We start from the raw sequence: 26,538 nt of genomic DNA on the forward strand, positions 1-26,538 counted from the left end.
ACGCGCCAGCCGCACCTACTTCGCTTTCTTGGTTTTCTTCTTCGGCTTGGCTGCCTTCTTCACCGGCTTTTCCTTGGGCGCCTTCTTCTCCACCTTCACCGCGACCGGTGTGCTGGCGGCGATCCGCATCGACCGCGCGTAGCTGTCGGCGACGTTGTCGGCGGACATCTGCAGGCGCTTGGCGGCGGCAATGGCCTGCTCCATGGTGGCCTTGGCCATCATCTTGAAGCGGTCGCCGGTCTCCTTGCCCTTGGCCTTGGCCGCGAGGCCGTTAAATCGATCCCGGCGCTCCTTGGCGCGGGTCATCAGGCCCGTATGCAGCTGTCTGGCCAGTTGCCGGATCACGACATCCAGGTCGGCGTCCGCCATGTTGTTCTATCCTCTTCGAAAACAGTATCGATGCGGGCGGGACTATGCAGATCAGGCCCCACCTTGGCAATTCCCGGCCACGCGTCATCCGCAGCTTCCGGTGACCAAAACAAAAGAGCCGCGCTGCGCGCGCGGCTCTCGGGCTTGGTTTGGCGCTTTCTGTCTTACTTCAGCGAGGCGACCGGGCCGCTTGCCGCTGCCGGATCGGGGTCGAAGCCGAACACGCCGACCAGATATTTGTAATAGTCCGGCAGCTTCTCCTTGAGCGCCTCGCGCGACTTCGGGTCGTGGAATTCGCTCTTCCCGGCCAGGAAGATGCTGGCAGTCACCGCAAAGAATTCCATGTGATTCTTCAGCGCATAGGATTCCTTGGGCAGGAGATCCTTGGACTTGGCGTAGGCGTAATAGCCGATCACGCCCTTGTTGGCGTAGCCGTCCGGCAACAGCCGCGCGTGGTAGGCGTGCAGCAGCTCGTGCAGCAGCACGGCTTCCTTTTCGTATCGCATCATGTCCGGCCGCAGCATGATCACGCCAAGGCCGGAATCGACCGCGAGGTCGACGGCGTTCGGATTGCTCCAGCGCTGCTTGTTGGGATCCCAGACCGTCAGCGTGCGGGGAGCGGTGCGCTGGATGTCAGGCGTGACCCGGCCGTAGCACGCGGTCGCGGCGCCCTCGTCGAGGCAGGCCAGCTCGCTGGCGATGATCGGGACGGTGCGGAAGAAGCGCAGCACGCGCGGCGAGAGGCCGGCAGCCTCGACCACGTCGATCTGGCTCTTCACATTGTCGGTGAGCTTGTCGACATCCTTGCGGTCGGAATTCTCCGACAGGTCGAACATGTAGCCGCGGTAGCTCTGGAAGCCCGGCGGTAATGCCTGCGCTGCGCCGGCGGACGCATCGAGCGGTCCGGCATGGGACGGATTGGCAAAGAGCGCGCCGACAATGGTCGCGGTCAGCAGCAACGCAATGCGCATGATGAACCCCCTGATGTCACTTCACGCGGCAGGATAAGCCGCCGTTGTTTGCGAAAAGTGAGTGGGGCGAGACTAAGGCAGCGATGTTGAGGCGTGCTTAATCGATGGTTGCAGATCGCGGAAGTGAATTAGCGCCGGGTTAACCAAGCGTGGATTGCCCGCGCGCTTCGGCGTAGCATGCGATCCGGGCACCAAGCCCCACACCAGATAGCCGGAAGGGAGGATGCCATGTATGCCGCCATCCGTCAGGCCAAGGCAAAAAGCGGGAGCGCCGAAGAGCTGGCGCGCCGTATCAAGGAAGGCGCCGTACCGATCATCAGCGACGTCGACGGCTTCCGAGCCTATTACGTCGTCTATGCCGGCGACGACACCGTCACGGCGATTTCGATCTTCGACAAGTTCGAGCAGGCGGAGGAGGCGAACAGGCGTGCGATCGCCTGGATCGAGAAGGATCTGGGCGCGCTGCTTGCAGGCGACGCGCGCGCCGCCGCAGGTCCGGTGATCGTGCATACGCTAGCGTAGGGATTGGGTGCAGCCGCACATTCAACTGTCATCGCCCGGCTTGATGTTTGGACCGGACAGATCACTGACAGGTGTTCGGAGACATAGCTGACACATCAAAGTGGGCTGGTCTGGTCGATTCGGGAGGCCGTCCATGCCCTGGAACGAGGTGTCGGTGATGGATCAACGACGAGAGTTCGTGCGACTTGCCTTGCAGGAGGGAACGAACCGGCGAGAGCTGTGCCGGCGGTTCGGGATCAGTCCTGATGTGGGCTACAAATGGCTGAGGCGCTGGCAGGCTGGCGACCATGAACTGGCGGATCAGCCCCGTCGTCCGAAGCGGATGCCCAAACGCAGCGAGCCTGCTGTGGAGGCGCAGGTTTTGGCTGTGCGTGACCAGCATCCAGCCTGGGGGGCGCGCAAGATTGCCCATTGCCTAAAGCGCGAATGCCAGGCTGTGCCTGTGCCTTCGACGGTCCATCAGATCCTGTGCCGGAACGAGCGGATCAAGCCAAGTGAGAAGGCCCCGCCGAGCCCTCCAGGCCATCGCTTTGAGAAGGAGGCGCCCAATCAGCTGTGGCAGATGGACTTCAAGGGCCACATGCCCCTTGCCAACGGAACGCGTTGTCATCCGCTGACCATGGTCGACGATCACTCGCGCTATGCCGTGTGTCTGGAGGCATGCGCCAACGAGCAGCGTCCCGCCGTGCAGAAGCATCTGATCGATACCTTCCGCCGTTATGGCCTGCCGGAGGCCTTCTACATCGACAATGGCTCCCCTTGGGGTGATACGTCTGGCGTCCGCTGGACCGCGCTGAAGGTTTGGCTACTCAAGCTTGGCATTAGGGTGGTGCATGCCAGGCCGCGCCATCCCCAGGGCCGGGGCAAGAATGAACGCTTCCATCGCAGCCTGAACGCGGAAGTGTTTGCTCTGCGCGCGTTCCGCACTCTGGCGGAAGTCCAACACGCCCTCGATAGCTGGCGCATGCTCTACAATCTGGAACGGCCTCATGAAAGTCTCGGCATGGGGGTCCCCGCCGATCGCTACCGGCCAAGTTCTCGCGCCATGCCGGAACGAGTTCCGCAGGTCCAATACGATGCCGGAGAGATCGTTCGCACCGTCTCCTCGACTCGGAGTTACATCTCCTTCCAGGGGCAAATGTGGAAAGTCCCACAAGCCTTCTGCGGCGAGCGGCTCGCCATCCGACCGCTCGACCGCGACGGCCATTACGGAATCTTCTTCGCCAGTTGGCAGGTCGCATCAATCGACTTGACCAGTGGCCAACCTGTCAGTGATGTGTCCGAACAAGCGTCAGCTATGTCTCCGGTCTAAACACTTGACCGGGCGATCCAGTACTCCGAGACGGCAGGGATTGAACCGATAGGCCGCGGCGTACTGGATGCCCCGCCGGAGCCTGTCATCGGGCTCGTCGAAGGCGAGACCCGGTGGCGGGGCATGACAGCGGTGTGCCTCACAACTCCCGCGCATTCGAGAACGCAAAACTCGAAACGCGCCGCGTCGTCTCGTCCAGGATCAGCGTGCGCGTGATCGGCGGCTCGGCGCGCTGGGCGCAGTTTTCGCGCTCGCAGAGACGGCAGTTGACGCCGATCGGCGTGCCCTCCGTTTTCTCCAGATCGATGCCGGCAGCGTAGACGAGGCGCGCGGCGTGACGGATCTCGCATCCGAGGCCGATGGCGAAGCGCGGCTGCGGCAGCGGGTGCGGCGCGACGGGGCGGCGCACCATCTGTGCGATCGAGAAATAGCGCGTGCCGTCCGACAGCTCGATCACCTGTTTCAGCAGGCGATCGGGCGTGTCGAAGGTCGAGTGCACGTTCCACAACGGACACGTGCCGCCGAATTTCGAGAACGGGAACGTGCCCGACGAAAATCGCTTCGAGACGTTGCCGGCATTGTCGACACGAAGCAGGAAGAACGGGATGCCGCGCGCGTTCGGCCGCTGCAGGGTGGTGAGTCGATGGCAGACCTGCTCGAAGCCGGAATTGAAGCGCTGCGCCAGCAGATGGATGTCGTAATTCAGCGCTTCCGCCGCCGCCAGGAAAGCCGGGTAGGGCATCATCACGGCGGCCGCAAAGTAGTTGCCGAGGGTGATGCGGAACAGGCGGCGCGGTGTGTCGTCGAGCGGGCCGGCGCGGCCGATGATGGTCTCCAGATGCTGCGCGCATTCAACCAGGCCGAGCTGGAAGGCGAGCTGGAACGCGCGGCCGGGCGGATCGACCAGCTCGGAGATCAGGAGCTGTCGGCGATGGCGGTCGAAGCGCCTCAGCGTCTCGCGCATCACATCCACCGGCATGATGCGGGTCTGGATCGAATGCTTTTCGCGCAGCCGTGCCGCCAGCGCCGCATAAAGCTCTTCGGCCGGCGCGTTCAGTCCGTCGCGCAGAGTCTCCGCGGCCTGCTCGAGTTCCGGAAAGTAGTTGCGGTTGGCCTCGATCAGCTCGCGGACGCGCTCGACCGGATTGGCCTCGTAGCGGGTGCCGACGTCGCGGTCGGCCATTTGTGCCGCGGCCAGCGTCTCGCCCTGGCGGGCCTCGGTATAGGCGGCATAGAGCCGTTGCAGCGCATGGGTGACGCCGGGGCAAAGCTCGGCAAGATCGCGCAATTCCTGCTTGGGAACGTCGATCTGGCGGAACAGCGGGTCGGAGAAGATCTCGTTGAGTTCGGCGAAAAAGCGGTCCTCGTCGGCGGTCGCGAGGTCGCGCAGGTCGAGGTCGTAGGTTTCGGCCAGCCGCAGCAGGATCTGCGCGGTCACCGGACGCTGGTTGCGCTCGATCAGATTGACATAGCTCGGCGAGATCCCGAGCCCCTCGGCGATCTGGGTCTGCGATAGCCCCAATTGCTGCCGGATGCGCCGGAAGCGCGGGCCGACGAAGAGCTTCTTGCTGGAACCGGCTGGCATTCTCAGGTCTCCAGAGACATCAAGGGCAGTCTTGCTGACCTATTGATTTACAATATTTACAAAGTTACATCTATTACAAGTACCGATGTTACATGACATCACCATTCAAATACAAGCCTACTATACGAGCTGAGCTTTCTCGCGTTTAGCTTCTGACACGCATCTCGCAATGCATTGTCAAGAATGTCGATGGCGGTGCCATCGGTAGTGAAAGGATCAGGCACATGAATTACCAGCCCCGCGGCATCAGCACCCTCCAGGCCCCCGCCTCGTATCAGAGTGAGGTCGAGGCGGCCCGGTCGCTCCTGGAGACCCAGCCGACCTGGAACGGGGTGTCGGCCGAGGCCGTCGCCCGCATGCGCCTGCAGAATCGCTTCAAGACCGGCCTAGATATCGCCCGCTACACCGCGGCGTTGATGCGGGCCGACATGGCCGCCTATGACGGCGACCCCACCAAGTACACGCAGTCGCTGGGCTGCTGGCACGGCTTCATCGCCCAGCAGAAGCTGATCTCGGTCAAGAAGCACTTCGGCAAGACCGATCGCACCTATTTGTACCTGTCCGGCTGGATGATCGCGGCGCTGCGCTCCGAGTTCGGCCCGCTGCCGGACCAGTCGATGCACGAGAAGACCTCGGTGCCGGCGCTGATCGAAGAGCTCTACACCTTCCTGCGTCAGGCCGACTCGCGCGAGCTTAACGATATCTTCCGCAACCTCGATAAGGTCCGCAAGGAAGGCGACAAGGTCAGAGAGAAGGAGTTGATCGAGAAGATCGACAACTTCCAGACCCATGTCGTGCCCGTCATCGCCGACATCGACGCCGGCTTCGGCAATGCGGAGGCGACCTATCTGCTCGCCAAGAAAATGATCGAGGCGGGTGCCTGCGCGCTCCAGATCGAGAACCAGGTCTCGGACGAGAAGCAGTGCGGCCACCAGGACGGCAAGGTCACCGTGCCGCACGAGGTGTTCCTGGCCAAGATCCGGGCCTGCCGCCACGCCTTCCTCGAACTCGGCGTCGAGGACGGGATCGTGGTGACCCGCACCGACTCGCTCGGTGCCGGCCTGACCCAGCAGATCGCGGTCAGCCACAAGCCCGGCGACCTCGGCGACCTCTACAACAGCTTCCTGGATTGCGAGGAAGTGACGGCGGAGAACGCCCGCAACGGCGACGTCATCATCAACCGCAATGGCAAGATGATGCGTCCGAAGCGGCTGCCCTCAAACCTCTATCAGTTCCGCCCGGGCACCGGCGAAGACCGCTGCGTGCTGGACTGCATCACCTCGCTGCAGAACGGCGCCGACCTGCTCTGGATCGAAACCGAGAAGCCGCATATCGAGCAGATCGCCAAGATGGTCGACCGCATCCGCAAGGTGGTTCCGAACGCGAAGCTGGCCTACAACAACTCGCCCTCGTTCAACTGGACCCTCAACTTCCGTTGGCAGGTCTACGACGCGATGAAGGAAGCGGGCCAGGACGTCAGCAAGTACAATCGTGCCGAGCTGATGAAGGTGGAATACGACGATACGCCGCTGGCGAAGGAAGCCGACGAGCGCATCCGTACCTTCCAGGCGGATTCGGCCAAGCGTGCCGGCATCTTCCACCACCTGATCACGTTGCCGACCTATCACACGGCGGCGCTCTCGACCGACAATCTGGCGAAGGAATATTTCGGCGACCAGGGCATGCTCGGCTATGTCAAGAACGTCCAGCGCGCCGAAATCCGCCAGGGTATCGCCTGCGCCAAGCATCAGAACATGGCCGGCTCCGACATCGGCGACGACCACAAGGAATACTTCGCCGGCGAGGCTGCCCTGAAGGCGGGCGGCGCCCACAACACCATGAATCAGTTCGGCTAACGCATCACGCTAATCGACAGGAGACTGACAATGACCAACAGCAATTTCTGGGTGATCGGCGGCGAGTTCGGTTCGATGAACTTCCACAAGCTGGTGGAAGGCTCGGCCCAGGTGCAGGGTCCGTTCAAGACCCGCAAGGAGGCCGAGGACGCCTGGCGCTCGGTCTCGGAAGAGAACCGCCACAAGGCCGGCGTCCGCTTCTCGATCGTGGAAGAGCCGTCGCGGGTCTCGGCCTGACAATCTGAACTAACATGCCAATCTGAATAAGAAGACGTCCAAGGACGGAGGGTCCCATCCGGCGCAAGCCGGGTGGGATCGTCTGTTTTTGGCACAGGTGAAAGGCCTGTGGGCACCGTAAGTAACTGGAATTGTAGGGCCTTTGCGGACACTTTGGTTGCTGATAGGTTAATCCGGCCAAGTGAGGACGAGGCCGCCAATGTCAGAGCCCGAGACCAGCGGGATCCATCCCAGCCAGCCGCGCCCGGTCCGGCTGCGCGATGCGCTGTTGCGGGCGCGGATCGAGGCCGCCGACCGGACCGGCGTCGTCGTCGATTTGCGCGATGCCGAGGTGGCGCGGCTCGAGATCCTCAACGATTCGCTCGATCCCCTGTTCGCGCAGGTGCCGGACCAGATCGACCTGTTCGATCGCGGCATCAGCCAGGGCGATACGCCCAGGCTCTGGATCGACGTCGTCGCGCACATCTTGATGGGGCGCGACAAGCGGATGTACCGCTTCGTGCAGGACACCCGCTTCGGCCGCATCGTGCTCGCCGAATCGCACGACACCGCTGTCATCGTCGAAGCCGTGACCGATTACGTCGCGCGCCGCATGATCGAGCGCGAGCATGCGATGGTGGTCCCGCCCGAGCCGAATCCCGAGGTCGCGCCGCCGCGGCGCCGCTCGCGCCTCTGGCCGTTCGTGTTCGGATTTGTGCTCGGCGCCGCCGCACTGTTCGGGGTTGCCGTGCTCGCGGCCCTGCGGAGCTGGTGAGGCGTCGTCATTGCGAGGAGCCCGCGACAAAATTGCGAAGCAATTTTGCGCTGGCGACGAAGCAATCCAGGCTGCCTCCGCGGAGGGACTCTGGATTGCTTCGCTGCGCTCGCAATGACGGCGTGGGACTAGATCAATCTGACATGCTTGATCTGCCCGATCTGAAGTCCTGCCCCCAGGCTCCGCACCGTCTGCTCGCAACGCCAGCCGGTGTTGTCCTTGTAGATCGTGAACAGATTGTAGGCGGCAGCCGGCGTGTGCCCGTGCGCGAGCGCGGAGGCCGACGGCACGCCGATCGAGGGAATGTTGCCGTTGGGGCCTTCGAACCACATCGTCGAATGAATGTGGTCGTGTCCGTGCAGAATCAGCTCGACGCCGTGGCGTTTCAAAACCGTCAGCAGCCCGGCCGAGTCGGTCATCCGCTTGTGGCGCGCGCCGGACTTCAGCGGATGATGCACCAGCAGCACGCGAAAGACGTCCTCGGCTGCAAGCCGCTCGAGCACCTGTTCGAGCGACACCAGCTGATCGCGTCCGAGCGTGCCTGTCGCCATCAACGGCAAGGTCGGCAGCGCCGTGGACAGGCTGATCAGCGCGAGCGGCCCGCGCCGGCGCAGGCTCGGAAAGCCGATGCGGCCGTCGTCACCCGCAAGATAGGGCGCGAAGGTTTCGCCGAAGCGATGAAAGGTGTCGCGGACATAGGCGTCGTGATTGCCGGGAATCGTGGTGACGCGGTCGGGCGGGCCGACGCCGTCGAGCCAGGCGCGCGCCGGCGCGAACTCCGCCTCCAGCGCCAGATTGACGAGATCGCCGGTGACCGCGATGTGGTCGGGAGCTTGCGCCTTCACGTCGGCGACGAGTGCGTCGAGCACCTCGCGGCGCTGGTACTTGTGACGGTTGCGCGTCCAGTTGACATAGCCAAGCGCGCGCTTGCCGGCGAGCTCGATCAGCCGCGGCTTCGGCAGCGGCGGCAGATGCGGGTCGGACAGATGGGCGAGCGTGAAGGGGGCCATGGGGCGATTGCCTCGCTATTCGCCCGCTGTAATGGCAAGGTCACAGGCCAGGTGCAAGCGGGGCATCAAGGGAGCCCGATGGGAGAACGTCTGAACAGCGTCCGACGGAGATTCGAGCCGCTGCTGCGGCGAATCTTCCACGCCTATTTCCTGCTGGTCCGCGGCATGACGCTCGGCGTCCGCGCCGTGGTGCTGGATGCCGACACCAGGGTGTTCCTGGTCAGGCACAGCTACGTCACGGGCTGGTATCTGCCCGGCGGCGGCGTCGATCTCGGCGAGACCATGGAGCAGGCGCTGCGGCGCGAACTCAAGGAGGAGGGGGATATCGATCTCACCGGCGAGGCCGTGCTGCACGGCATCTTCCTCAACAGTCACGTCTCCCGCCGCGACCATGTCGCGGTCTACGTCGTCAGGCAGTTCAAGCAGGATCGCCTGCCCGCGCCCAACCGCGAGATCGCCGAGTGCGGATTCTTCGCGGTCACCGCGCTGCCCGAGGGGACCACGCCCGGCACGCGGTTGCGGATCGCGGAAGTCCTGCACGACGGGCCGCGGATTGCGACGTGGCGATGACCGGAATGGCTCAACCGACGGACCGGCTGCTGCGCTCCTTTGCCTGCAGCTCCAACGCCAGCAGGCTCTGCTCCTGGATCAACGCGCAGTTCTGCCGCTCAAGCCTGTGCAGCCGTGCCGTCATGTTGTGCATGAAAGCGAAGACCACCACGAACAGGACGCCGAACATCACGACGAAGGGAAACACGACGCCGGTCAAATGGCTGATGAGATAAGCGAGCCTTGGAAATAACGCAAAGCCCGCGGGGAGGATCGCCACCGTGGACAGCAGCAGGAAATCATAGAGATCGAACTTGCCTTGCAGCGTCTTGCGCAGCAGCACGAGCATGTAGATCAATGCAAAGGCGGAGATGACGACGACGGTCTCTACGCTCGGAAGGATGGTTGTCACTGGCGCCCCCTCAAGATGTTCAACGCGTGATGAAGTCGCAGATAGGCACGGAGGAGCGCAGTGTCATGGCGACCTCACCAGACGCGCGAGCAGGATGTAGCCGAGGACGCGGATCATGTAGCTCGCCGACTTTAGTCCGTCGATCGAGCTGACCCCGGTCTCCCGCGCCCGCATCTCGACCGGGACCTCGCTGACCGTCAGGCCAGCGCGCATCGCCCAGGCCAACGAGATCGGCTCGGGAAAATCCGCAGGATACGCCTTGGCGAAGAAGGTGATGGCGGAGCGGTCGAGCAGCCGCATGCCGCTGGTCGGATCGGTGATGCGGCCGCCCGTGAAGAGACTGTTGAGTGCAAACCCGATCAGCCTGATGCCGGCGCGGCGCATGCGTGTTGAGCAGAAGCCGGCATTGTCGATGAAGCGGCTTCCGATGGTGATGTTGGCCGGGTCCTTGCGGTAGGCGTTCAGCAGCGTCTCGATAGCCTGCGGATCGTGCTGCCCGTCGCCGTCGATCTGGATGCAGAAATCGAAATCCTGTCGCGCCGCGTATTTGATGCCGGTCTGGACGGCGCCGCCGATGCCGAGGTTCTGCGCGAGGCGGGCGACGGGCGAACGGCCGCTTGCCACCGCGGATGTCGCATCAGACGAGCCATCGTCGATCACCAAAGTGTGGTAGCCGCGGCCGGTCGCCGCGATCTCGCTCAGGAGACCGCCGATCGAGGCCTCTTCGTTGAAGCAGGGAATGATGAGCAGAATTCGCGACGCGCGGTGTTGCGGCGCGGCGCCGCCGGTATGGCGCGTGTCGGTTGAACCCAAGCCCATGTCGGTCACGTCTGCTTCACCTCCAGAATCCCCACCCTGCTATACTTGCCGGTGCTTTTCCTGTACAGGCGAGGGCCATTTTAAGCTGCGCGGGACCGCCCGGTGAACGCCGATGAGAGCTGTTAAAGTCTTTTTTTCAATTGTGTTTCTGGCAATTCTGGCCAGCAACGTCCGGCTGATCTCGCGGTGGAGCGAGAGCCGCGGTGTCTATGACGACATCTGCTATCTCAGGCAGGCGCATCTGTTCCAGCGCTTCGGCTGGCAGGGGCTCGACACCAGCCTTGCCCGTGAGACCGACGGCTATCTCGCCGCCAGGCTGCGCAGCATCGATTATCCGGACTGGAACGATCGGACGCGGGCGCCCTGCCATACCCAAACTGCGGACGGCAGCAAGCAGGTGATGACGCCCCCGCCGGGCACGGGCTTCGTGTTGGCGCTGTTCCCCGAAGGGTTCCAGGTCGTTCCGCTCTATGTGGCGGCCAATGTGATCATTGCAGGCTTTGCACTGTACGGGCTCTGGCTAGCGCGTGAGAAGGTCGCCTTGACGCTCGCCGCGTTGTTCGGCGCGCTCTCGATCTACTTCATGATCAACCCGACCAAAGCGAGCTATTCGATGGCGCCGACCATGGTTGTCTGCGCGCTGGCGGGGCTGCTCACCGCAAGACTGTTCGTCCATGAAGGTCGGCAACGCCTGCTGATGGTCGCGGCTGTCGGCGTTCTGCTCGGTCTGTCCGCAAGCTTTCGGATCGCGAACGTGGTTCTGTCGGCCGGCTACTTCCTGTTCTTCGGCCTGTCCTTCCTGATCTGGCGCACGCGCGAGACCTTCGCGGCCGGCCTTACGCTGGGCCTCGCGTTTCTCGTCGGCCTGTTGCCGGTGTTCGCGGCGAACCTGGTCAACTCTGGCAATCCACTGGTCTCGGCCTATGGCGGCCAGGATACCGCTGCGCCAAGTCTGGATCCTGCCGTCCTGCGCGCCTATCTCCGCGACACCCAGTTCCCGTTGGTCGTGATCGCCTGCTTCGTGACCGCGCTGCTGTGGCGCTTCGCGAATCATTCCGGCGTCAGGAAAGTCGCGCTGCTGGTCGCCGGCAATCTCGCGCTGAACCTCGCGTTCTTTGCCACGCACCCGGTCTTCACGCAGTATTACATCATCCCGATCTTGATGCTGTCGCTCTGGACACTGCTGTTTGTGGCCGTCCTCACCCGCAACCCGGCACGCGGTTTCATCGCCCATGAGGCGGATGGACCGCGGGCGTCCGAGATGTTATCCCGCCCGGTAACATGACCGATCTCTCGCTTTCCATTCTTCCCGAAGCTGCTGGCGATGCCCAGGCGATCGAACGGCTGCACGAGCGCACCTTCGGGCCCGGCCGCTTCGTGCTCAGCGCCTATCGTATCCGCGAGCATGTCGGCCATTTGCTCGATCTGTCCTTCACCGCCCGCATCGGCACGCTGCTGGTCGGCTCGGTCAGGCAATTGCCGGTGCTGGTCGGCGAGACGCCGGCGCTGCTGCTCGGACCGCTCACGGTCGAGCCGCCGTTCCGCGATCGCGGCATAGGCCGTTTGTTGATGGAGCGCGCGCTGAAGGATGCCAAGGCAAAGGGCCATGCCATCGTGCTGCTGGTCGGGGACGAGCCCTATTACAGCCGCGTCGGCTTTAAGCAGGTCACCAAGGGCCGCGTCACCATGCCCGGCCCGGTCGACGCCGCGCGCATTCTGGTTTTCGAACTCGTCGATGGCGCCTTTGGGGACGTGTCGGGACCGGTCGGCCCGGACTGGAGCAAGGCGCGGGGATAGGTCGCTCCATCCGGGGCTACGACACTCTCATACGGAGCATCGACAATGCAGGTGCGTCCCGCCGATATCAGCGAGATCGATCATCTCGCGCGCGTGTGGCACGATGCCTGGCATGGGTCGCATGCGCATCTCGCGCCGCCCGAACTGGTCCGCCTCCGCACGCTCCCGAACTTTCGCGATCGGCTCGCGGTCCTGCTTCACGACATCCGCGTCGTCGGCCCTGCTGGCGCGCCACTCGGCTTCTGCGCCCTCAAGGGCGACGAGTTATACCAGCTCTTTGTGTCGCCCGAAGCGCACGGTTCGGGCGTGGCTGCAGCGCTGATCACTGACGCGGAAGCGCGCCTCGCCGCGCGCGGCGTGGAGCTGGCGTGGCTGGCCTGCGCCGTCGGCAACATGCGCGCCGCTCGGTTCTATGAGAAGAGCGGCTGGCGTAGCGCCGGCACGTTCGTCATGATGTCGGAGACCTCGAACGGCCCATTCCCCGTCGAACAATGGCGCTTCGAGAAGCAGCTCGCGCGCGCGACGTGAGTATCTCGGGGCCTGCGGGCCCCGATTGCCTCCAGATCAGAACTTGAAGTTGGCAAAGGCCCTGACGCCGATGCCGGGCATCAGCACCTCGTCCTTTGTATAGGACACCGAGTTGCGGATGTTTTCGTTGAGGAGATTGTTGCCGACGACGCCGGCGATCATCTCGCGCGCACCGAACCAGTTGCGGTCGAGCCTGGTCTTGTAGCTGACCTCGGCCTTCAGCAAATTGTAGCCCGCCGTTCGGGTCTCCGCGATCACGGCGATGTTGTTCTGCGCGAAGGCGTGCAACAGATTGACGCGCATCAGCCAGTTGTCGTCGCGCCAGAACACGCCGCCGCCCAGTCTCACCGGCGGAATCCGCGGCACGTTGGTGCCGTCGGTGAAGGTGGCACGGACCACATCGAACTGGTTCTCGATGCCCCAGATGCCGCCCTGGAACGCACCGACGTCGAGCTGCGACTGGAATTCGCCGCCGCGGAAGTTCGCGTCCCGCTGCGAATAGACCGCCTGGTTCACCTCGGCGCCGGGCGTGCCGCACGAGGCAAAATCTTCGTCGCACATCACGCCGGTGAGACGGCGATAGATGAAGTTGTTGAAGTGCGTGTAGTAGACGGTCGCCTCGAACCGGAACGGTCCCGTCGCCTTGCGCAGGCCGACCTCGACGGATTTTGCGGTCTCGAGGCCGAGGTTGGGATTGCCGATGTCGAAGGTCGCGGTCGCATCATGCGCGCCGCGCGAGAACAGCTCCGCCGCCTTCGGCGCGCGCTCGACATATTGCGCGGTGATGCTGCCGACCAGGCCGCCCGGCAGGTCCTGCAACAGGCCGACGCTGCCGCTCTTCGGCGTGAACGCCGGATTGCGGCCGATACCCGCCTGCGGCGTGCCGTCGGGCAGGAAGTCCGCGGGAAAATCCGGCGTCGTGCCGTGCAGCTCGACATGCTCGATCCGGCCGGCGATCTGCGCCCGCGTCGCGTCCGTGAACTTGAACTCGTTGAAGGCATAACCGGCGACGCGCGTGCTGTTGTTGGGGTCCCACAGGCCGTTGAACAGCGTGCCCGGATTGTCCGGGCTCGGCGCGCTCAATTCCTGATGGCCGACCTGGAAGCCCAACGCGGTCGTCACCTCGGCGAAGCGCGCGTTGAAGGGCATCAGCTGCACCTCGGTGCGGATCTCCTGCTCCTTGTTGGTGAAAGTCTGCCGCACGCCGTCGGTGTTGGGATCGGCGGGATCGGCCAGCCCGATCTCGTTGTGGCGATAGTCGGTCGCACCGGCCCAGAAGCGAACGACGTCGATCGCCGTAGCGTCGGGATGGTACTCGCCCTTGACGTTGATCTTGGTCTGATGGCCGTCGATCCGGGTGTTGTGGTCGGCGCCGTCGATGCCGGGGATGTGGTAGAGCGAGTCGTTCTGCGTGATCGCCGCGCCGATATAGCCGCCCTGGAAGAAGTACGAGCCGCCGATCGAGGCGCCGTCCGAGCGTGTCGCCGAATTGGGCTGGCGTCCGTTGGCGACGGTCCGCGTCTGGTCATTCAGATACGGGTAGCTCGGGATGCTGTAGTCGGTGGTGTTGCGGCCGTAGACGTCGGCATGGAACGCAAAATTGCCGCCCCCGGTGTCGAGCAGCACGCCGCTCTCGACACCGCGGTCGACCGAGCTGAACGCGCTGCGCGTCTCGGCGGTGACGCAAGGCGATGTCGCGGCGCTCGCGAGCGGCGCCTTGGTGGGCATGCCGTAGGTCTGGAACGACGGAGCGCAGTTCGGCAGCGCGTCGGGAATCCGATTGTTGGTGGCGCTGACGACGCCGCCGATCGAGGTCGAGCCGTAGCGCAGCGCGGCGGGCCCGCGCACCACCTCGACCTGGTTGGTCGCGAGCGGATCGATCGGGACGAAATGATCCTCGCCGAGATCGGAGGCGCCGCCGGCATTGGTGCCGTTCTCGACGATGCCGACGCGGTTGACGTCGAGCCCCCGGATAATTGGCCGGCTGGAAGCGCCTGGCGCGAAGCTCGAGCCGGTGATGCCGGGTTTCGAGAACAGGAGATCGCCGAGCTGGCCGCCGCCCTCGCGGCGAATCTCTTCGTTCGGCACCACCGTGACGGTCGCGAACTGGTTGGTCACGATGGGCAGCACGCCCTGCTGAGGTGCGGCCGGCGCCGCGGCTGCCGGCGTGGCGTCCGCCGCGCGTTCGTGGCTGCGTGCCCGCGCGGTTCGCGTGGGTCGGCCCGGGTTGCGGGTCGGCAACACCGCCCTGCGCACGATGGGACTCGGGGCCGTCACGGTGACGGCGGGGATCTCGGTCGATGACTTATCCTCGGCCAACGCCGAGGTGGCGGCGCCGAGCAGGAGCAGGCTTGCTCCACCAAGACGCTGCGCGCGCCGCAATTTGAATGACATGGTCCTGATTCCAGTCAGGCGCCGTCCGCAAGTTCGTTTGCTGATCGGAGGTGGCCTGCCGTCGCTGCGCGACGGAATTCGACTTCAACTGCTCCCGGGCACGCGCCTGAAAGCGGCGAGCCCGGGCGTGATCAAGCTGGAGTCAGGACGCGGGAGGGGCGCGGGGCTGGAATGCCGTGCCGGCCGATTTCAAATGGACGAATTCGGCGTCGGTGGTGCGGTAGAGCAGGTCGATCGCCTGCGGCAGCAACAACACAGGCGGCGCCGCGAACATGACGGTGCCGGCCATCGCGACCAATGCGCAGATCGCGCAATTGTCCTCGCCCGGGTGCTCCCGGTCGGGAGCCAACGGCGATTGCCTCTCGACGGCGGCGCGGTCGATCGAAGCGAGACCTTGGGCGCTGTCGGTCTGCTGAAGCGAGGACTGGGCGAGGGGAGCGGCCTGGGCGAACCAATGGCTATGGCCGAACGTCAGCGCGAACTGCACCAGCATCGCGAAGATCGCGAGCCGGGCGCCGTGCCTGATATTCGACCGGAACCACTTCATCTGGAAACGCCACCCCCACATCGCCAGTGCCAATCCCCTCGGCGTTCCGCGATGTTATAATGTAACATCGCCCGATCAGTCGGCGGATGTCAACCGCAGCCACGCCGATCCACTCGGGCGATTGCCGGATGTGTCGTTCGCGCAACGGAGTTTCACCGCCCCTCGCGGACCCACGTCGCAGCAAACGCGCCGAGCAGCAGCAGCAGCCCGATCAGGCCGGCGAAGATCGGCAGCACGCCGACGCCCTTCACCACGCTGGCGTCGCGCATCCGCACGCCCATCCAGCCGTCGCCATGGAAGACGCTCGCCGAGCGGACCGGTAGGATGCGCGGCAGCGCGACGCTGGTGCCGTCGACCACGCGCACGGCGTCACCGCCGGTGGCCTGGGTCAGGGGCTTCAACGTCTCGGTGGTGGAGGTGACTTCCGAAAACTCCTTCGGATTGGTCGGGCCGACATTGATCAGCGCCTTCAGCGTGCCGTCGGTGGCTTGCCACAGGCCGAGCTCGCTCGCGGGCAGGCTGGCGCGCCATTCGCCGGGATCGCCGGCTGCAAGCGTCAGGTCGCGCGACACGCCGGACGGCGAGGTCACGCTCACCGGCTGAACGCTGTCCGCCATGGTCTGGCGCACCACCACGAGATTCTTGCCCTGCACCTGCAGGCGCAACGCTTCCTCATCCAGATCAGGCTGCTTCATCAGCCAGTGCGACATCCGCCGCAACAGATCGAGATGCGGACCGCCACCTTCATAGCCGCGCGCCCACAGCCAGATGTGGTCGGAGAGCAGCAGCGCGACGCGGCCCTCGCCGAAGCGCGAGAGAAACAGCAGCGGCTTGCCGTCGACGCCCGTCATGACCGGCGGGTTGACCGCATTGCGGGTATCGACGGTGCGGAAGAACCGGCTCCAGCGCGGCGGCTCGGAGGCGGAGCCCTCGAGGCCACGCGTGACGGGATGGCGTTTGCCGACGTCGGACAGATGCGCGTAGAACGGCTTTTCCGTCACCCCGACCGGTTCGGCCGGCAGCACTGAATCCAGCGGCGTGCGCCAGATGCTGGTGTTGGACGCGTAGTCGGGGCCGGCCGAGACCAGCACTGCGCCGCCGGAACGCACGTAGCGTGCGATGTTGTCGAAATAAGCGATCGGCAGCACGCCCTGGCGGGCATAGCGGTCGAAGATGATCAGCTGGAATTCGTTGATCTTCTGCTGGAACAGCTCCCGGGTCGGAAACGCGATCAGCGACAATTCGTTGATCGGCGTGCCGTCCTGCTTCTCCGGCGGCCGCAGAATGGTGAAGTGGACGAGATCGACGCTGGCATCGGATTTGAGCAGGTTGCGCCAGGTGCGCTCGCCCGAATGCGGCTCGCCCGAGACCAGCAGCACGCGCAGCTTGTCGCGCACACCGTCGATGGCGACGACGGCGCGGTTGTTCACTGGCGTCAATTCCCGCTCGAGCGGCGAGGCCTCGATCTCGACGATGTTCGGCCCGGAATGCTTGATGTCGACGTCGACGCTTGCGGCCTGGCCGCTCGAAAGCGTGCGCTCGTTGATGACCTCGCCGTCTCTGCGGACCGTGACCTTGGCGCGCTCGCCGCTGACGCCCTGGTCGTCGAGGCGGTAGGTGATGGTCTGGGGCTGCCCGACGATGCCGAAACGCGGCGCGGCGATGACCGCGATCCGGCGGTCGCGCTCGTCCTTCTGCCCGGTGATCAGCGCGTGCACCGGCGCCTGGAAGCCGAGCCCGGCGGCATTGGCCGGAATGTCATGGACGCGGCCGTCGGTGATCAGGAACGCACCGGCGACGCGGTCGACCGGCACGTCGGACAAGGCCGAGGCCAGCGCCCCGAACAGCTTGGTGCCGTCGGTCTCGCCGTCGGCCTGTCCGGCATCGACGACGCGGACCTCGAGCCCCTTGATCTTCTTCAGGCTGTCGACCAGCGCTTCCTGCGCCTGAGCGGCCTCGCGATTACGATTGCCGAAATTCTGGCTCGGGCTCTTGTCGACGACGATTGCGGCGACAGAGGTGAGGGGATCGCGGTCCTCGCGGGTGAAGGAGGGATTGGCGAGCGCCAGCAGGAACAGCGCCAGCGCGGCCACGCGCACGGCAGCGCCGCGCGCCCGCGCCAGCAGCAGCACGAGCGCGATGACGACGATCGCGGCCAGCGCGAGCCACAGCACGATCGTGGGAACCAGCGGCGTGAATGCGATGCCGTAATTCATATCGATCCTATTGCCCCAGCCGTTCGATCAGGGCCGGTGCGTGCACCTGGTCGGCCTTGTAGTTGCCGGTCAGCGTGTACATCACGATGTTGGCGCCGGCGCGGTAGGCGAATTCGCGCTGGCGGGGGTCGCCGCCGGTCACCGGCAGCATGGCCTGGCCGTCGGGCCGCACGGCCCAGGCGCCGGCAAGGTCGTTCGAGGTGATGATGATCGGCGAGACGCCGTCGCCGCCGCGCGCCGGCCGCTGCGCGCTGTCCTCGTCGTCTTCGCGCGGCAAGGTCTCGACCCAGGTCTGGCCGGTTGTGAAGCGGCCGGGGAAGTCGCGCAAGAGAAAGAATGTCTTGGTCAACACGTGCTCGCGCGGCACCGGCTCCAGCTCGGGCACATCGAGCGAGGACAGGATCTCGCGGAGCGTCTGCATGGCGGGGGTCTGTGCCGCGCCGTTCGCGCCGGGCGGCGCTTCGACCGCGTCGCGGGTGTCGAACAGCACGGTGCCGCCCTGCTTCATATAGGCGTCGATCTTGTTGATCGCGTCCCGCGACGGCTTGGGCGCGCCCGGCACGATCGGCCAGTAGATCAGCGGGAAGAAGGCGAGCTCGTCGCGCGCCGGATCGATGCCGACGGGATCGCCGGCCTCGAGCGCGGTGCGCTGCGCCAGGAACAGCGTCAGTCCTGACAGCCCGGCCCTGACGATGGAATCGACGTCGGCATTGCCGGTCACGACATAGGCGAGGCGGGTCTGCGACACCGCCTTCATCGCGAACTCGTCGGACGCGCTGTCCGCGTGCGACGGCGTCGGCGCGAACGAGGCGAGGCCTGCGAGCACCAGTCCGAAGACGATCATCGCAGGCGCGGCGCGGCGGCGCAGCAGCGCGGCAAGTCCGCCGCCGAGCACCGCGACGATGATGGCGTCGATCAGGAATAGCGCGAGCGCCGTCGACAGCAGCCAGCCGCGCAAGTCCTGCGGCTCGGCATTGGTGTAGGTGGCGTGCCGGGCGCGCAGGCTCGCGGTGTTCAGGGCTGCGATACGGTCGGCGCTGGCAAGCGTGTTCACGGCGAGCGGTCCTTCTGCCGGACCATAGAAGCCCGGCGGATGATCGGGTGTGGCGCGGTCGCGATAATCCGCGGGCAGCGGCTTTGCGGCGGCCGGCGGCGGACCGAAAGCGCCGAAGCCGTCGAGGATGTGCAACGGCGCCACCGTCTCGGCGGTCCCTTCAGTGGCAACGCCTGCGCCTGGCTTGGCGGTATAGCCGGACATGTCGACGACGCGCCGCAGGATTTCGACGAAGGTGCCCGACATGGGCAGATCCGACCAGCGCATGTCGGCGCTGACGTGGAACAGGCTGACGACGCCCTTGCCGCGATGCTCTCCTGTTACCAGCGGCGTGCCGTCTTCCAGCGAGGCCCAGCTCTTGGTGGCGAGCACGGCGTCGGGCTCGGCCAGCACCTGGCGGCTGATGGTGACGTCCTTGGGGACCACGACGCCGGCAAACGGACCGTCGGCGGCAAAGGAGGCCAGATGTTGCGGCTTTTCCCAGGTCAGGCTGCCGCCGAGCGTCCGGCCGCCCTTGCGCAGCTTGACCGGAACGAGATCGTCCTCGGCTTGCGCCAGCCGCGGACCGGCAAACCGCACCAGCACGCCGCCTTGGTCGATCCAGCCATTGAGACGCTCGCGGATCTCGGGGGCGATGGTGCCGACATCGGCAAGGATGATCATCGGCAGCTTCTGGTCGAGGAACTGCGTGATGCCCTGCTGCGGCGAGCCCTTGTCGGCGAGCCGCACGTCGGCGAACGGCGCCAGCGCGCGGGTGAGATAGAAGGTCGGCGCCAGCAGCGGCTGCGCGGTCTCGCTGGTGGAGCCCGAGACGATGCCGATGGCGCGGCGGCGCCAGCGCTTGTCTAGCAGCTGCACTGCGCCGGCGGAGCGCTCACCGGCAATTTCCAGCCGCGTGATGTCGTTGCGCAGCTCGACCGGCAGATCGAACGAAGCTTCGGTTTCCTTGTCCTGCGGGCCGAACGAATAACGCGCTTCACCGATCGGCGAGGCCTTCTGGTCCAGCGCGCGCACGGTGCCGATGGCGATGCCGCTGTCGGTGCGCAGCACCTTCACCGTCATCCTGGCTGCGGCATTCTCTGCCGCGACCAGGGCCAGCGGCGACGAGGTGCCGCCTTCGAATACGGTCAGGCTGCGGTCGCCGACGGTCTTGCCGAGGCCAGCAACGAACTCCTCGCCGCGACCGGTATCGACGCTGTCGGAGAGCCAGGCGATCTCGCAGTCACCGGTCGCCTTCAGGAAGCGATCGATGGCGGTCAGGGTCTCGACGCGCTCGATCGAATAGGGCTTCGGCGTCAGCTGCCGCAGCGCGACGCGCGCGGCGCCCGCCGGCATCAATGTGATATCGCGGTTCGGCTCGGACAGCGGCACCAGCGCAATCGCACGGCGGTCGTTCTCGGCACTCGCGATCAACTCGTCGGCGGCCCTGATCCGGATGTCCCAGTTCGAGGCCGCGCTCCACCCGTCGTCGAACATGATCATCAGCGGCGCCTTGCTGGCGGCCGCGCCTGTTTGCGGATTCCAGATCGGGCCGGCGGCGGCGAAAATAACCAGCGCCGCAGCCAGCAGCCGCAATGCGGTCAGCCACCACGGCGTCCGCGACGGGGTCTCTTCGCGGGGTGCGATGTCGAACAGCAGGCGCGTCGGCGGAAACTCGATGCGGCGCGGCCGCGGCGGCATCACGCGCAACAGCCACCACAGCACCGGCAGGCTGACAAGGCCGATCAGGAGCAGCGGTTCGGTGAACGCGAGCGGCAGTCCCATCATGCTGCCGGCCCCGCCTTGATCGTGGTGGTACGCGCGCCCGACTTGCTCACCTGCATGCCGGCATGCAGGAACAGCAAGAGCTCCGCGGCCGAGCGGTCGGTGGCGTGGGTCGTGAACAGCCAGTCCAGCTTGTTGGTCTCGGCGCGGATCTGGTCGCGGTGCAGCGCGAGTCGTGCGGTGTAATCCTGCGCCCAGCTCTCGGCGCGGCCGGCGGTGATCACGCCGAACCCTTCGGGCTCGACGAACTCGACGCGGCCGGAATACGGGAAGGATTCCTCGGCGGGATCGACCACCTGCACCAGCGTGCCATGCGCACCGGAGCCGGACAAGCCGGCGAGCGTGGTCCTGATCTCGGAGATCGGCGACCAGAAGTCCGACAGCACGATCGTCTCGGCCAGCGCCGCGGGCACGAAGGACGGCGGCAGGCTCAAGCGGTCGGCATCGTCATGCAGCATCGCCTGCGCCATCTTGTCGATGACGCTGCGGCTCGCGGTCGGTGCCATCAGCCCGGGAATGCCGACGCGTTCGCCGCCGGAAACCAGCAGCTCGGCCAGCGCGAAGGCGACGATCAGCGTCCGCTCGAGCTTGGATTCGCGCGCCTGTTTTGAAGCGAACGCCATCGAGGGCGAGCGGTCGGGCCAGATCCAGACCGTGTGCGAGGCTTCCCATTCGAGCTCGCGGACATAGAGAAGATCGTCGCGCGCCGAACGCCGCCAGTCGACGTTCTGCGACGGCTCGCCGGAGACGAAGCGGCGGTATTGCCAGAAATTTTCGCCGGAGCCGGCGCGACGGCGGCCGTGCAAACCGTGGATGACGTTGGCGGCGATGCGGCGGGCCTCGAGCACCAGGCGCGGCAAGGAAGCTGCGAGCGTGCGGCTTTCGCCATCGGCACGTCGGATCGCGATGACCTCCTTTGCTGCGTGCCCGTTCTCCGCCGCCATCAACCGATCCGTGTTTTCAGTTGCCGGATCACGTCCGGAATCGTGCGGCCTTCAGCGCGCGCCTGGAATGTCAGCGCCATGCGGTGCTTCAGCACGGGCTCGGCGAGGTCGAGCACGTCGTCGATCGAGGGTGCGAGGCGGCCGTCGATCAGCGCGCGTGCGCGCACCGCGAGCATCAGCGATTGGCTGGCGCGCGGGCCCGGTCCCCAGGCGATGAACTTGCTGGTGTCGCCGCCGTCCGGACCCGGACGGGCCGAGCGCACCAGCGACAGGATCGCCTCGACCACGGAATCGCCGACCGGCAGCCGCCGGATCAGTCGCTGCGCGGTGATGAGTGCGTCAGGTGTCATCGCGCCCTTCGCCAGCGTCTCGTCGGCGCCGGTGGTTTCGAACAGGATGCGGCGCTCGGCGTCGCGGTCGGGATAGTCGACGTCGATCTCCATCAGGAAACGGTCGAGCTGGGCTTCGGGCAGCGGATAGGTGCCTTCCTGCTCCAGCGGGTTTTGCGTGGCGAGCACGTGGAACGGCTTCGGCAGATCATGACGCGCGCCGGCAACGGTGATGTGCTGCTCCTGCATCGCCTGCAGCAGCGCGGATTGCGTGCGCGGGCTGGCGCGGTTGATCTCGTCGGCCATCAGCAGTTGCGCGAACACGGGGCCGGAGATGAAGCGGAAGGCACGCTTGCCGGAGGTGCTCTCGTCGAGCACTTCGGCACCGAGAATGTCCGACGGCATCAGGTCGGGCGTGAACTGGATGCGCTTGGCATCGAGGCCGAGCGTGATGCCGAGCGTCTCGACCAGCTTGGTCTTGGCGAGGCCGGGGACGCCGATCAACAGCGCGTGGCCGCCGGAAAGGATGGTGACCAGCGTGTTCTCGATCACGCGGTCCTGGCCGAAGATGACGGACGCGATCGCATCCTTTGCCGCGCGAATCTGGCTCGACACCTGCTCGGCTGAACGGACTACTCCGTCTTCGAGCTTCTCGACACTCTCCGCCATCCGTTAGCTCCTTCAGCCTGCCATGCGGCTCGCTTGCGTCGTCATGTCGTCACGTCCTCAACTCAAGACGTGGGCCCTATGCTAGACTTGCAGGAAGGCCATGTATTCGTTGAATTAACCTATCCCCACCTTATCGGCTTAGGGATATGTAGGGCATCACGAAGTGGCGACCTCCACACCGGACGAATGCGGGGTGGAACCGAGCACCCGGATACAACGTAAACCTGCACCAATCGTGCCAAATGACCGATCGTGCCAAATGACAAAGTCAGGGCAAACCATGGCGAACCAAGGGCAGAGCGCCGATCGTGGTCTTGAGGGGCTGACTGCCGCTGCCAAAACTGCTGCCGATGCCGAAGGCGCCAAAAAGGGCCTGCCTCCGGTGCATTTGTGGAATCCGCCGTTTTGCGGCGATCTAGACATGCGAATCGCATCCGATGGTACTTGGTTCTATTTGGGGACGCCAATCGGCCGTCATGCTTTGGTCCGCCTGTTCTCGACCATCCTCAAGCGTGAAGGCGACAAGCATTTCCTCGTCACGCCGGTGGAGAAGGTCGGCATTCGCGTCGACGACGCGCCGTTCATGGCGGTCGAGATGCAGAAGGACGGCGAGGACAACCGTCGCGTGCTCCGCTTCCGCACCAATGTCGACGACTGGGTCACCTGCGATGCCGCGCACCGGCTGCGCTTCGAACAGGCCAAGGACGGCGGGCTGACGCCCTATCTGCATGTCCGCGACGAACTCTGGGCCAAGGTCACCCGCGCGCTCTATTACGATCTGGTTGACATGGGTGAGGAGCGGATGGTGGATGGCCAGCCGATGTTCGGTGTCGAGTCGGCCGGCGAGTTCTTCGCCATGGCCGATGCGGAGCAGGTGAGGGCCGCGCTTTGAACAAGCCTATCTCCAGGAACGATCCCGCCGTGATCGGTGCGGCCGATTTCTTCGCCCGCTCCACGGCGCGGCTCGGCTTCGACGTTCCGCCCGGCCTCTACGATCCCAACATCATTCCGGCCTCGGGCGATCCCGGTACCGACAAGATGCTCGAGATCATCGCGCGCGAGCAGCCGGTGCGGCCGGCAGCGGTCCTGATCGCGGTGGTCGATCATCCAGAGCCGACCATCCTCCTGACGCAGCGCTCGGCGCATCTGAACGACCATGCCGGCCAGATCGCTTTTCCCGGCGGCAAGATCGACGCGATTGACCGCTCGCCGCTCGATGCGGCGCTGCGCGAGGCCGAGGAGGAGGTCGGGCTGTCCAGAGACTTCGTCGAGCCGATCGGGTATCTCGATCTCTACGGCACGGGCTTCGGCTTCCGCATCCTGCCGACGGTTGCCAGGGTGCGCCCGGGTTTTGAGCTGACGATCAATCATTCCGAGGTTGATGATGCGTTCGAAGTGCCGCTATCGTTCCTGATGAACCCGGCCAACCACCAGGTGCACAGTAAGGAATTCCGCGGCATGGAGCGGTCCTACTACGCGATGCCGTTTGCCGAACGCTACATCTGGGGCGCGACGGCCGGCATGCTCCGTGTGCTCTATGAGCGGATCTATTCCTCATGATCCGGCCGATCCTGACCGAGATCGGAATCTTCCTCGTTCCCTTTGCCGTCTATGCGCTGTTCCTGGCCGCGACGCGTTCCGGCCTGTTCGTGCAATCGTCCTGGCCGATCACGATCGTCGCGCGCCTCATGCTGGCGGCGCTCGTGCTGGTGATCGCGGGGCTGATCGGCTTTGCGCATTTCTCCGGCGCTGCGCCGGATTCGACCTATGTCCCCGCCCATGTCGAGAACGGCAAGCTCGTGCCGGGCGTGGAAAGATAGGGCTGGCCGATGAGCGCGGTGCCCATGCTCGCCGATGCGCCCTGGCTGATTGCGGGCGGGACCGCGCGCGTCCTGCAATTGCTCAACGCGGATGGCGAGGAGGCGCGGGTCGTCGGCGGCGCCGTGCGCAACGCGCTGCTCGGCCTCGTGCCCGGTGACATCGACATCGCGACCACGGCGCTCCCGCACGAGGTGATGCGGCGCGCCAAGAGCGCCGGCATCAAGGCCGTGCCGACCGGCATCGACCACGGCACCGTCACGCTCGTCATCGACAGCCAGCCGTACGAAGTCACGACGCTGCGCGAGGATACCGAGACCTTCGGCCGCAAGGCCAAGGTCGCGTTCGGCCGCGACTGGGTGAAGGACGCCGAACGTCGCGACTTCACGATGAACGGGCTTTCGGTCGATGCTGATGGTGTCGTCCACGATTACGTCGGAGGCATCGCGGATGCGGCCGCGCGGCGCGTGCGCTTCATCGGTGATCCCGACCAGCGCATCGCCGAGGATTTCCTGCGCATCCTGCGCTTCTTCCGCATCCACGCCGCCTTTGGTGCCGGCGATCCCGACCGCAACGGCTATGTCGCCTGCATCCGGGGACGCGCGGGCATAGCGAGCCTGTCAGCCGAACGGCTGCGCATGGAGATGCTGAAGCTGCTGGTCGCTCAGCGCGCCTCTGCCGCCGCGCTCGCAATGGCGGACGGCGGATTGCTGCAGGCGCTGACCGGCGGCGTCGTCTACACCGGACCCCTCTCGGCGATGATCGCGATCGAGCGCGAGCTTGGCCTTGCCGCGAGCAGCACGCGCCGGCTCGCCGCACTGACGGTCGCGGTGACCGAAGACGCCAAGCGCGTCGCCACGCGGTTGAGGCTCTCCAATGCGGAAACCAAGGCGCTGGATTCGATGGGGCACCGCTGGTGGCGTTTGGCCACCAAGGGTGAAGCCGATGCGCGGCGGCTGCTCTACCGGCTCGGCGCGGAGCGCTATCACGATCGCGTGTTGCTGGGCTGGGCGCGAGCCGGTCGTGACGTCGGCTCGTCGCGATGGCGAGCGCTCGCCGAGCTGCCGCAGCGCTGGACTGCGCCGAAATTTCCGCTTCGCGCCGCCGACTTCATCGCGCGCGGCATGGCGGAAGGACCCTCGCTCGGACATGTCTTGACGCTCGCCGAGGACGCTTGGCTTGCGGCGGATTTTCCCCTAGAGGAAGCCGCACTCGCTTCCATCGCCGATCAAGCTGCGGCACGCATCAGCCGCGATGAGAGAACGTGACCATCGTCTCAGGCTTCGCCGACATCTCGATCTTTCAGCTGCTGCTGGTCGCATTGATGGCGTTGTTTGCTTCGATCATCGGTGGTCTCGCCGGCTACGGCACCGGCGCCTTGATGCCGCTGGTGCTGGTCCCTCTCGTCGGCGCCGAGCCGGTGGTGCCGATCATCGCGATCTCCGCGATCTTCACCAATTCCAGTCGCGCGCTTGCCTATCTCCGCTATGCCGATCGCCGCCGCGCGCTGATCGTGTTGGCCTGTGCGGCACTGACGACGGCGCTCGGCGCCTACGGCTATACGCGGCTGACCAATGCGGGCGCGGCGCTGGTGATCGGCTCCATGCTGATTCTGAGCGTGCCGCTGCGCCGTGTGCTCCGCCGCCGCCAGGTCAAGATCGGCGACACTGGGCTTGCGGCCGGCTCGGTCGGTTATGGCGTGCTGGTCGGCGGCACCTCCGGCTCCGGCGTGATCCTGCTGTCGCTGCTGATGGCCGTGGGCCTCGAAGGCGCCGCCGTCATCGCGACCGATGCCATGATCTCGCTCGGCACCGGCCTCATCAAGATCTCGGTGTTCGGCCTCGCCGGTGCCGTCACCGCGCAGGTGCTCGCCTTTGCGCTTCTGATCGGCGCGATTGCCATTCCCGGCGCGTTCCTCGCAAAAGCCTTCGTCGAGCGGATGCCGGTGCACATCCACACCGCGATCCTCGACGTCGCGGTCATCACCGGCGGGCTGGTGATGATCTCGGCGGCGGCCAGGCAGCTCATCTAATCAAATCGGATGTGGCACGTGCCTCGCTGCCGGTTTGAATCACGCCTCAG

26 protein-coding genes are annotated in these 26,538 nt (G+C 65.5%); 14 read left to right on the forward strand and 12 right to left on the reverse strand.

Annotated features, from left to right (window positions below):
- Positions 1-15: 15 nt before the first annotated feature.
- Positions 16-369 carry a hypothetical protein gene (locus BRA1417_RS0114605; protein ID WP_027516375.1) on the reverse strand — a complete coding sequence of 118 codons (354 nt, stop codon included), beginning with the start codon at positions 367-369 and terminating at the stop codon, positions 16-18.
- Between the two features lie 164 nt (positions 370-533).
- Positions 534-1,340, reverse strand: a complete 807-nt coding sequence (locus tag BRA1417_RS0114610; protein ID WP_027516376.1) for a hypothetical protein — start codon at positions 1,338-1,340, stop codon at positions 534-536.
- A gap of 228 nt (positions 1,341-1,568) precedes the next feature.
- Between BRA1417_RS0114610 and BRA1417_RS0114615 the strand changes: the two genes are divergently transcribed.
- Together BRA1417_RS0114615 and BRA1417_RS0114620 are read left to right on the forward strand one after the other, a co-directional pair.
- A complete protein-coding gene (locus tag BRA1417_RS0114615; protein WP_007607017.1) occupies positions 1,569-1,862 on the forward strand; it encodes an antibiotic biosynthesis monooxygenase in 294 nt (97 codons plus the stop codon).
- Between the two features lie 133 nt (positions 1,863-1,995).
- On the forward strand, positions 1,996-3,174 hold the full coding sequence (locus BRA1417_RS0114620; RefSeq protein ID WP_035968316.1) for an IS481 family transposase: 1,179 nt from the start codon (positions 1,996-1,998) through the stop codon (positions 3,172-3,174).
- A gap of 139 nt (positions 3,175-3,313) precedes the next feature.
- Here BRA1417_RS0114620 and BRA1417_RS0114625 read toward each other — a convergent pair whose 3' ends face one another.
- Positions 3,314-4,759, reverse strand: a complete 1,446-nt coding sequence (locus BRA1417_RS0114625; protein ID WP_027516377.1) for a short-chain fatty acyl-CoA regulator family protein — start codon at positions 4,757-4,759, stop codon at positions 3,314-3,316.
- 224 nt (positions 4,760-4,983) lie between these two features.
- On the opposite strand from BRA1417_RS0114625, the gene BRA1417_RS0114630 reads away from it, so the two are divergent.
- The 3 genes from BRA1417_RS0114630 to BRA1417_RS0114640 all read left to right on the forward strand — a co-directional run bounded on the left by BRA1417_RS0114630 (position 4,984) and on the right by BRA1417_RS0114640 (position 7,606).
- Positions 4,984-6,615 carry an isocitrate lyase gene (locus BRA1417_RS0114630; protein ID WP_027516378.1) on the forward strand — a complete coding sequence of 544 codons (1,632 nt, stop codon included), beginning with the start codon at positions 4,984-4,986 and terminating at the stop codon, positions 6,613-6,615.
- Positions 6,616-6,645: 30 nt separating this feature from the next.
- On the forward strand, positions 6,646-6,852 hold the full coding sequence (locus tag BRA1417_RS0114635) for a hypothetical protein (RefSeq protein WP_007595122.1): 207 nt from the start codon (positions 6,646-6,648) through the stop codon (positions 6,850-6,852).
- Positions 6,853-7,051: 199 nt separating this feature from the next.
- Positions 7,052-7,606, forward strand: a complete 555-nt coding sequence (locus BRA1417_RS0114640) for a hypothetical protein (RefSeq protein ID WP_027516379.1) — start codon at positions 7,052-7,054, stop codon at positions 7,604-7,606.
- Positions 7,607-7,734: 128 nt separating this feature from the next.
- Here BRA1417_RS0114640 and BRA1417_RS0114645 read toward each other — a convergent pair whose 3' ends face one another.
- Positions 7,735-8,616 carry a metallophosphoesterase gene (locus tag BRA1417_RS0114645; protein WP_027516380.1) on the reverse strand — a complete coding sequence of 294 codons (882 nt, stop codon included), beginning with the start codon at positions 8,614-8,616 and terminating at the stop codon, positions 7,735-7,737.
- A 78-nt stretch (positions 8,617-8,694) separates the two neighbouring features.
- Between BRA1417_RS0114645 and BRA1417_RS0114650 the strand changes: the two genes are divergently transcribed.
- Positions 8,695-9,186, forward strand: a complete 492-nt coding sequence (locus tag BRA1417_RS0114650) for an NUDIX domain-containing protein (RefSeq protein WP_027516381.1) — start codon at positions 8,695-8,697, stop codon at positions 9,184-9,186.
- A 10-nt stretch (positions 9,187-9,196) separates the two neighbouring features.
- On the opposite strand, the gene BRA1417_RS0114655 is transcribed toward BRA1417_RS0114650, so the two are convergent.
- Entirely contained in the window at positions 9,197-9,577 is a 381-nt protein-coding gene (locus BRA1417_RS0114655) for a DUF2304 domain-containing protein (RefSeq protein WP_027516382.1), read from the reverse strand.
- 63 nt (positions 9,578-9,640) lie between these two features.
- A complete protein-coding gene (locus BRA1417_RS0114660; RefSeq protein ID WP_051448347.1) occupies positions 9,641-10,396 on the reverse strand; it encodes a glycosyltransferase family 2 protein in 756 nt (251 codons plus the stop codon).
- 112 nt (positions 10,397-10,508) lie between these two features.
- Between BRA1417_RS0114660 and BRA1417_RS0114665 the strand changes: the two genes are divergently transcribed.
- Genes BRA1417_RS0114665 through BRA1417_RS0114675 form a run of 3 tightly spaced genes read left to right on the forward strand, consistent with a single transcriptional unit; the run spans position 10,509 to position 12,721 of the window.
- Positions 10,509-11,681 (forward strand): hypothetical protein, encoded by a 1,173-nt coding sequence (locus BRA1417_RS0114665; protein ID WP_027516384.1) that lies wholly within the window; start codon positions 10,509-10,511, stop codon positions 11,679-11,681.
- Positions 11,678-12,193 carry a GNAT family N-acetyltransferase gene (locus tag BRA1417_RS0114670; RefSeq protein WP_027516385.1) on the forward strand — a complete coding sequence of 172 codons (516 nt, stop codon included), beginning with the start codon at positions 11,678-11,680 and terminating at the stop codon, positions 12,191-12,193. The genes BRA1417_RS0114665 and BRA1417_RS0114670 overlap by 4 nt, the downstream gene beginning before the upstream one ends.
- A 45-nt stretch (positions 12,194-12,238) precedes the next feature.
- Positions 12,239-12,721 (forward strand): GNAT family N-acetyltransferase, encoded by a 483-nt coding sequence (locus tag BRA1417_RS0114675; RefSeq protein WP_027516386.1) that lies wholly within the window; start codon positions 12,239-12,241, stop codon positions 12,719-12,721.
- A gap of 36 nt (positions 12,722-12,757) precedes the next feature.
- Here BRA1417_RS0114675 and BRA1417_RS0114680 read toward each other — a convergent pair whose 3' ends face one another.
- The 6 genes from BRA1417_RS0114680 to BRA1417_RS0114705 form a co-directional block, all read right to left on the reverse strand.
- Positions 12,758-15,115, reverse strand: coding sequence for a TonB-dependent receptor (locus tag BRA1417_RS0114680; RefSeq protein ID WP_027516387.1), 2,358 nt, complete (start codon positions 15,113-15,115; stop codon positions 12,758-12,760).
- A gap of 142 nt (positions 15,116-15,257) precedes the next feature.
- Positions 15,258-15,662, reverse strand: a complete 405-nt coding sequence (locus BRA1417_RS0114685; protein ID WP_027516388.1) for a DUF2946 domain-containing protein — start codon at positions 15,660-15,662, stop codon at positions 15,258-15,260.
- Positions 15,663-15,814: 152 nt separating this feature from the next.
- Positions 15,815-17,878, reverse strand: coding sequence for a membrane protein (locus BRA1417_RS0114690; protein WP_027516389.1), 2,064 nt, complete (start codon positions 17,876-17,878; stop codon positions 15,815-15,817).
- 7 nt (positions 17,879-17,885) lie between these two features.
- A complete protein-coding gene (locus BRA1417_RS0114695) occupies positions 17,886-20,699 on the reverse strand; it encodes a DUF4159 domain-containing protein (RefSeq protein ID WP_027516390.1) in 2,814 nt (937 codons plus the stop codon).
- Positions 20,696-21,640, reverse strand: coding sequence for a DUF58 domain-containing protein (locus BRA1417_RS0114700; protein ID WP_027516391.1), 945 nt, complete (start codon positions 21,638-21,640; stop codon positions 20,696-20,698). Before BRA1417_RS0114700 ends, BRA1417_RS0114695 begins: the two co-directional genes overlap by 4 nt.
- Complete coding sequence (locus BRA1417_RS0114705) at positions 21,640-22,638, reverse strand: MoxR family ATPase (RefSeq protein ID WP_027516392.1); 999 nt, start codon at positions 22,636-22,638, stop codon at positions 21,640-21,642. The genes BRA1417_RS0114700 and BRA1417_RS0114705 overlap by 1 nt, the downstream gene beginning before the upstream one ends.
- A gap of 280 nt (positions 22,639-22,918) precedes the next feature.
- On the opposite strand from BRA1417_RS0114705, the gene BRA1417_RS0114710 reads away from it, so the two are divergent.
- Genes BRA1417_RS0114710 through BRA1417_RS0114730 form a run of 5 tightly spaced genes read left to right on the forward strand, consistent with a single transcriptional unit; the run spans position 22,919 to position 26,488 of the window.
- On the forward strand, positions 22,919-23,530 hold the full coding sequence (locus tag BRA1417_RS0114710) for a DUF1285 domain-containing protein (protein ID WP_027516393.1): 612 nt from the start codon (positions 22,919-22,921) through the stop codon (positions 23,528-23,530).
- Complete coding sequence (locus BRA1417_RS0114715; protein ID WP_007607044.1) at positions 23,527-24,198, forward strand: CoA pyrophosphatase; 672 nt, start codon at positions 23,527-23,529, stop codon at positions 24,196-24,198. The genes BRA1417_RS0114710 and BRA1417_RS0114715 overlap by 4 nt, the downstream gene beginning before the upstream one ends.
- The gene (locus tag BRA1417_RS0114720) at positions 24,195-24,458 is read left to right on the forward strand and encodes a DUF6111 family protein (protein ID WP_018454951.1); all 264 of its coding nucleotides are present in this window, start codon (positions 24,195-24,197) and stop codon (positions 24,456-24,458) included. The genes BRA1417_RS0114715 and BRA1417_RS0114720 overlap by 4 nt, the downstream gene beginning before the upstream one ends.
- A gap of 9 nt (positions 24,459-24,467) precedes the next feature.
- Positions 24,468-25,724 carry a CCA tRNA nucleotidyltransferase gene (locus tag BRA1417_RS0114725; protein WP_027516394.1) on the forward strand — a complete coding sequence of 419 codons (1,257 nt, stop codon included), beginning with the start codon at positions 24,468-24,470 and terminating at the stop codon, positions 25,722-25,724.
- On the forward strand, positions 25,721-26,488 hold the full coding sequence (locus BRA1417_RS0114730; protein ID WP_027516395.1) for a sulfite exporter TauE/SafE family protein: 768 nt from the start codon (positions 25,721-25,723) through the stop codon (positions 26,486-26,488). The genes BRA1417_RS0114725 and BRA1417_RS0114730 overlap by 4 nt, the downstream gene beginning before the upstream one ends.
- Positions 26,489-26,538 lie beyond the last annotated feature (50 nt).

Origin of the sequence: Bradyrhizobium sp. WSM1417 (assembly GCF_000515415.1) — a bacterium.
In the GTDB taxonomy this organism is placed as follows: domain Bacteria; phylum Pseudomonadota; class Alphaproteobacteria; order Rhizobiales; family Xanthobacteraceae; genus Bradyrhizobium.

Excerpts from the sequence above, each read along its gene's own strand:
- BRA1417_RS0114635 (WP_007595122.1), top strand. The coding sequence starts at position 6,646 with ATGACCAACAGCAATTTCTGGGTGATCGGCGGCGAGTTCGGTTCGATG.
- BRA1417_RS0114725 (WP_027516394.1), top strand. The coding sequence starts at position 24,468 with ATGAGCGCGGTGCCCATGCTCGCCGATGCGCCCTGGCTGATTGCGGGC.
- BRA1417_RS0114605 (WP_027516375.1), bottom strand. The coding sequence starts at position 369 with ATGGCGGACGCCGACCTGGATGTCGTGATCCGGCAACTGGCCAGACAG.
- BRA1417_RS0114700 (WP_027516391.1), bottom strand. The coding sequence starts at position 21,640 with ATGGCGGCGGAGAACGGGCACGCAGCAAAGGAGGTCATCGCGATCCGA.
- BRA1417_RS0114660 (WP_051448347.1), bottom strand. The coding sequence starts at position 10,396 with ATGGGCTTGGGTTCAACCGACACGCGCCATACCGGCGGCGCCGCGCCG.
- BRA1417_RS0114670 (WP_027516385.1), top strand. The coding sequence starts at position 11,678 with ATGACCGATCTCTCGCTTTCCATTCTTCCCGAAGCTGCTGGCGATGCC.
- BRA1417_RS0114615 (WP_007607017.1), top strand. The coding sequence starts at position 1,569 with ATGTATGCCGCCATCCGTCAGGCCAAGGCAAAAAGCGGGAGCGCCGAA.
- BRA1417_RS0114685 (WP_027516388.1), bottom strand. The coding sequence starts at position 15,662 with ATGAAGTGGTTCCGGTCGAATATCAGGCACGGCGCCCGGCTCGCGATC.
- BRA1417_RS0114645 (WP_027516380.1), bottom strand. The coding sequence starts at position 8,616 with ATGGCCCCCTTCACGCTCGCCCATCTGTCCGACCCGCATCTGCCGCCG.
- BRA1417_RS0114620 (WP_035968316.1), top strand. The coding sequence starts at position 1,996 with ATGCCCTGGAACGAGGTGTCGGTGATGGATCAACGACGAGAGTTCGTG.
- BRA1417_RS0114690 (WP_027516389.1), bottom strand. The coding sequence starts at position 17,878 with ATGAATTACGGCATCGCATTCACGCCGCTGGTTCCCACGATCGTGCTG.
- BRA1417_RS0114630 (WP_027516378.1), top strand. The coding sequence starts at position 4,984 with ATGAATTACCAGCCCCGCGGCATCAGCACCCTCCAGGCCCCCGCCTCG.
- BRA1417_RS0114695 (WP_027516390.1), bottom strand. The coding sequence starts at position 20,699 with ATGATGGGACTGCCGCTCGCGTTCACCGAACCGCTGCTCCTGATCGGC.
- BRA1417_RS0114680 (WP_027516387.1), bottom strand. The coding sequence starts at position 15,115 with ATGTCATTCAAATTGCGGCGCGCGCAGCGTCTTGGTGGAGCAAGCCTG.
- BRA1417_RS0114710 (WP_027516393.1), top strand. The coding sequence starts at position 22,919 with ATGGCGAACCAAGGGCAGAGCGCCGATCGTGGTCTTGAGGGGCTGACT.
- BRA1417_RS0114665 (WP_027516384.1), top strand. The coding sequence starts at position 10,509 with ATGAGAGCTGTTAAAGTCTTTTTTTCAATTGTGTTTCTGGCAATTCTG.
- BRA1417_RS0114675 (WP_027516386.1), top strand. The coding sequence starts at position 12,239 with ATGCAGGTGCGTCCCGCCGATATCAGCGAGATCGATCATCTCGCGCGC.
- BRA1417_RS0114650 (WP_027516381.1), top strand. The coding sequence starts at position 8,695 with ATGGGAGAACGTCTGAACAGCGTCCGACGGAGATTCGAGCCGCTGCTG.
- BRA1417_RS0114705 (WP_027516392.1), bottom strand. The coding sequence starts at position 22,638 with ATGGCGGAGAGTGTCGAGAAGCTCGAAGACGGAGTAGTCCGTTCAGCC.
- BRA1417_RS0114610 (WP_027516376.1), bottom strand. The coding sequence starts at position 1,340 with ATGCGCATTGCGTTGCTGCTGACCGCGACCATTGTCGGCGCGCTCTTT.
- BRA1417_RS0114625 (WP_027516377.1), bottom strand. The coding sequence starts at position 4,759 with ATGCCAGCCGGTTCCAGCAAGAAGCTCTTCGTCGGCCCGCGCTTCCGG.
- BRA1417_RS0114640 (WP_027516379.1), top strand. The coding sequence starts at position 7,052 with ATGTCAGAGCCCGAGACCAGCGGGATCCATCCCAGCCAGCCGCGCCCG.
- BRA1417_RS0114720 (WP_018454951.1), top strand. The coding sequence starts at position 24,195 with ATGATCCGGCCGATCCTGACCGAGATCGGAATCTTCCTCGTTCCCTTT.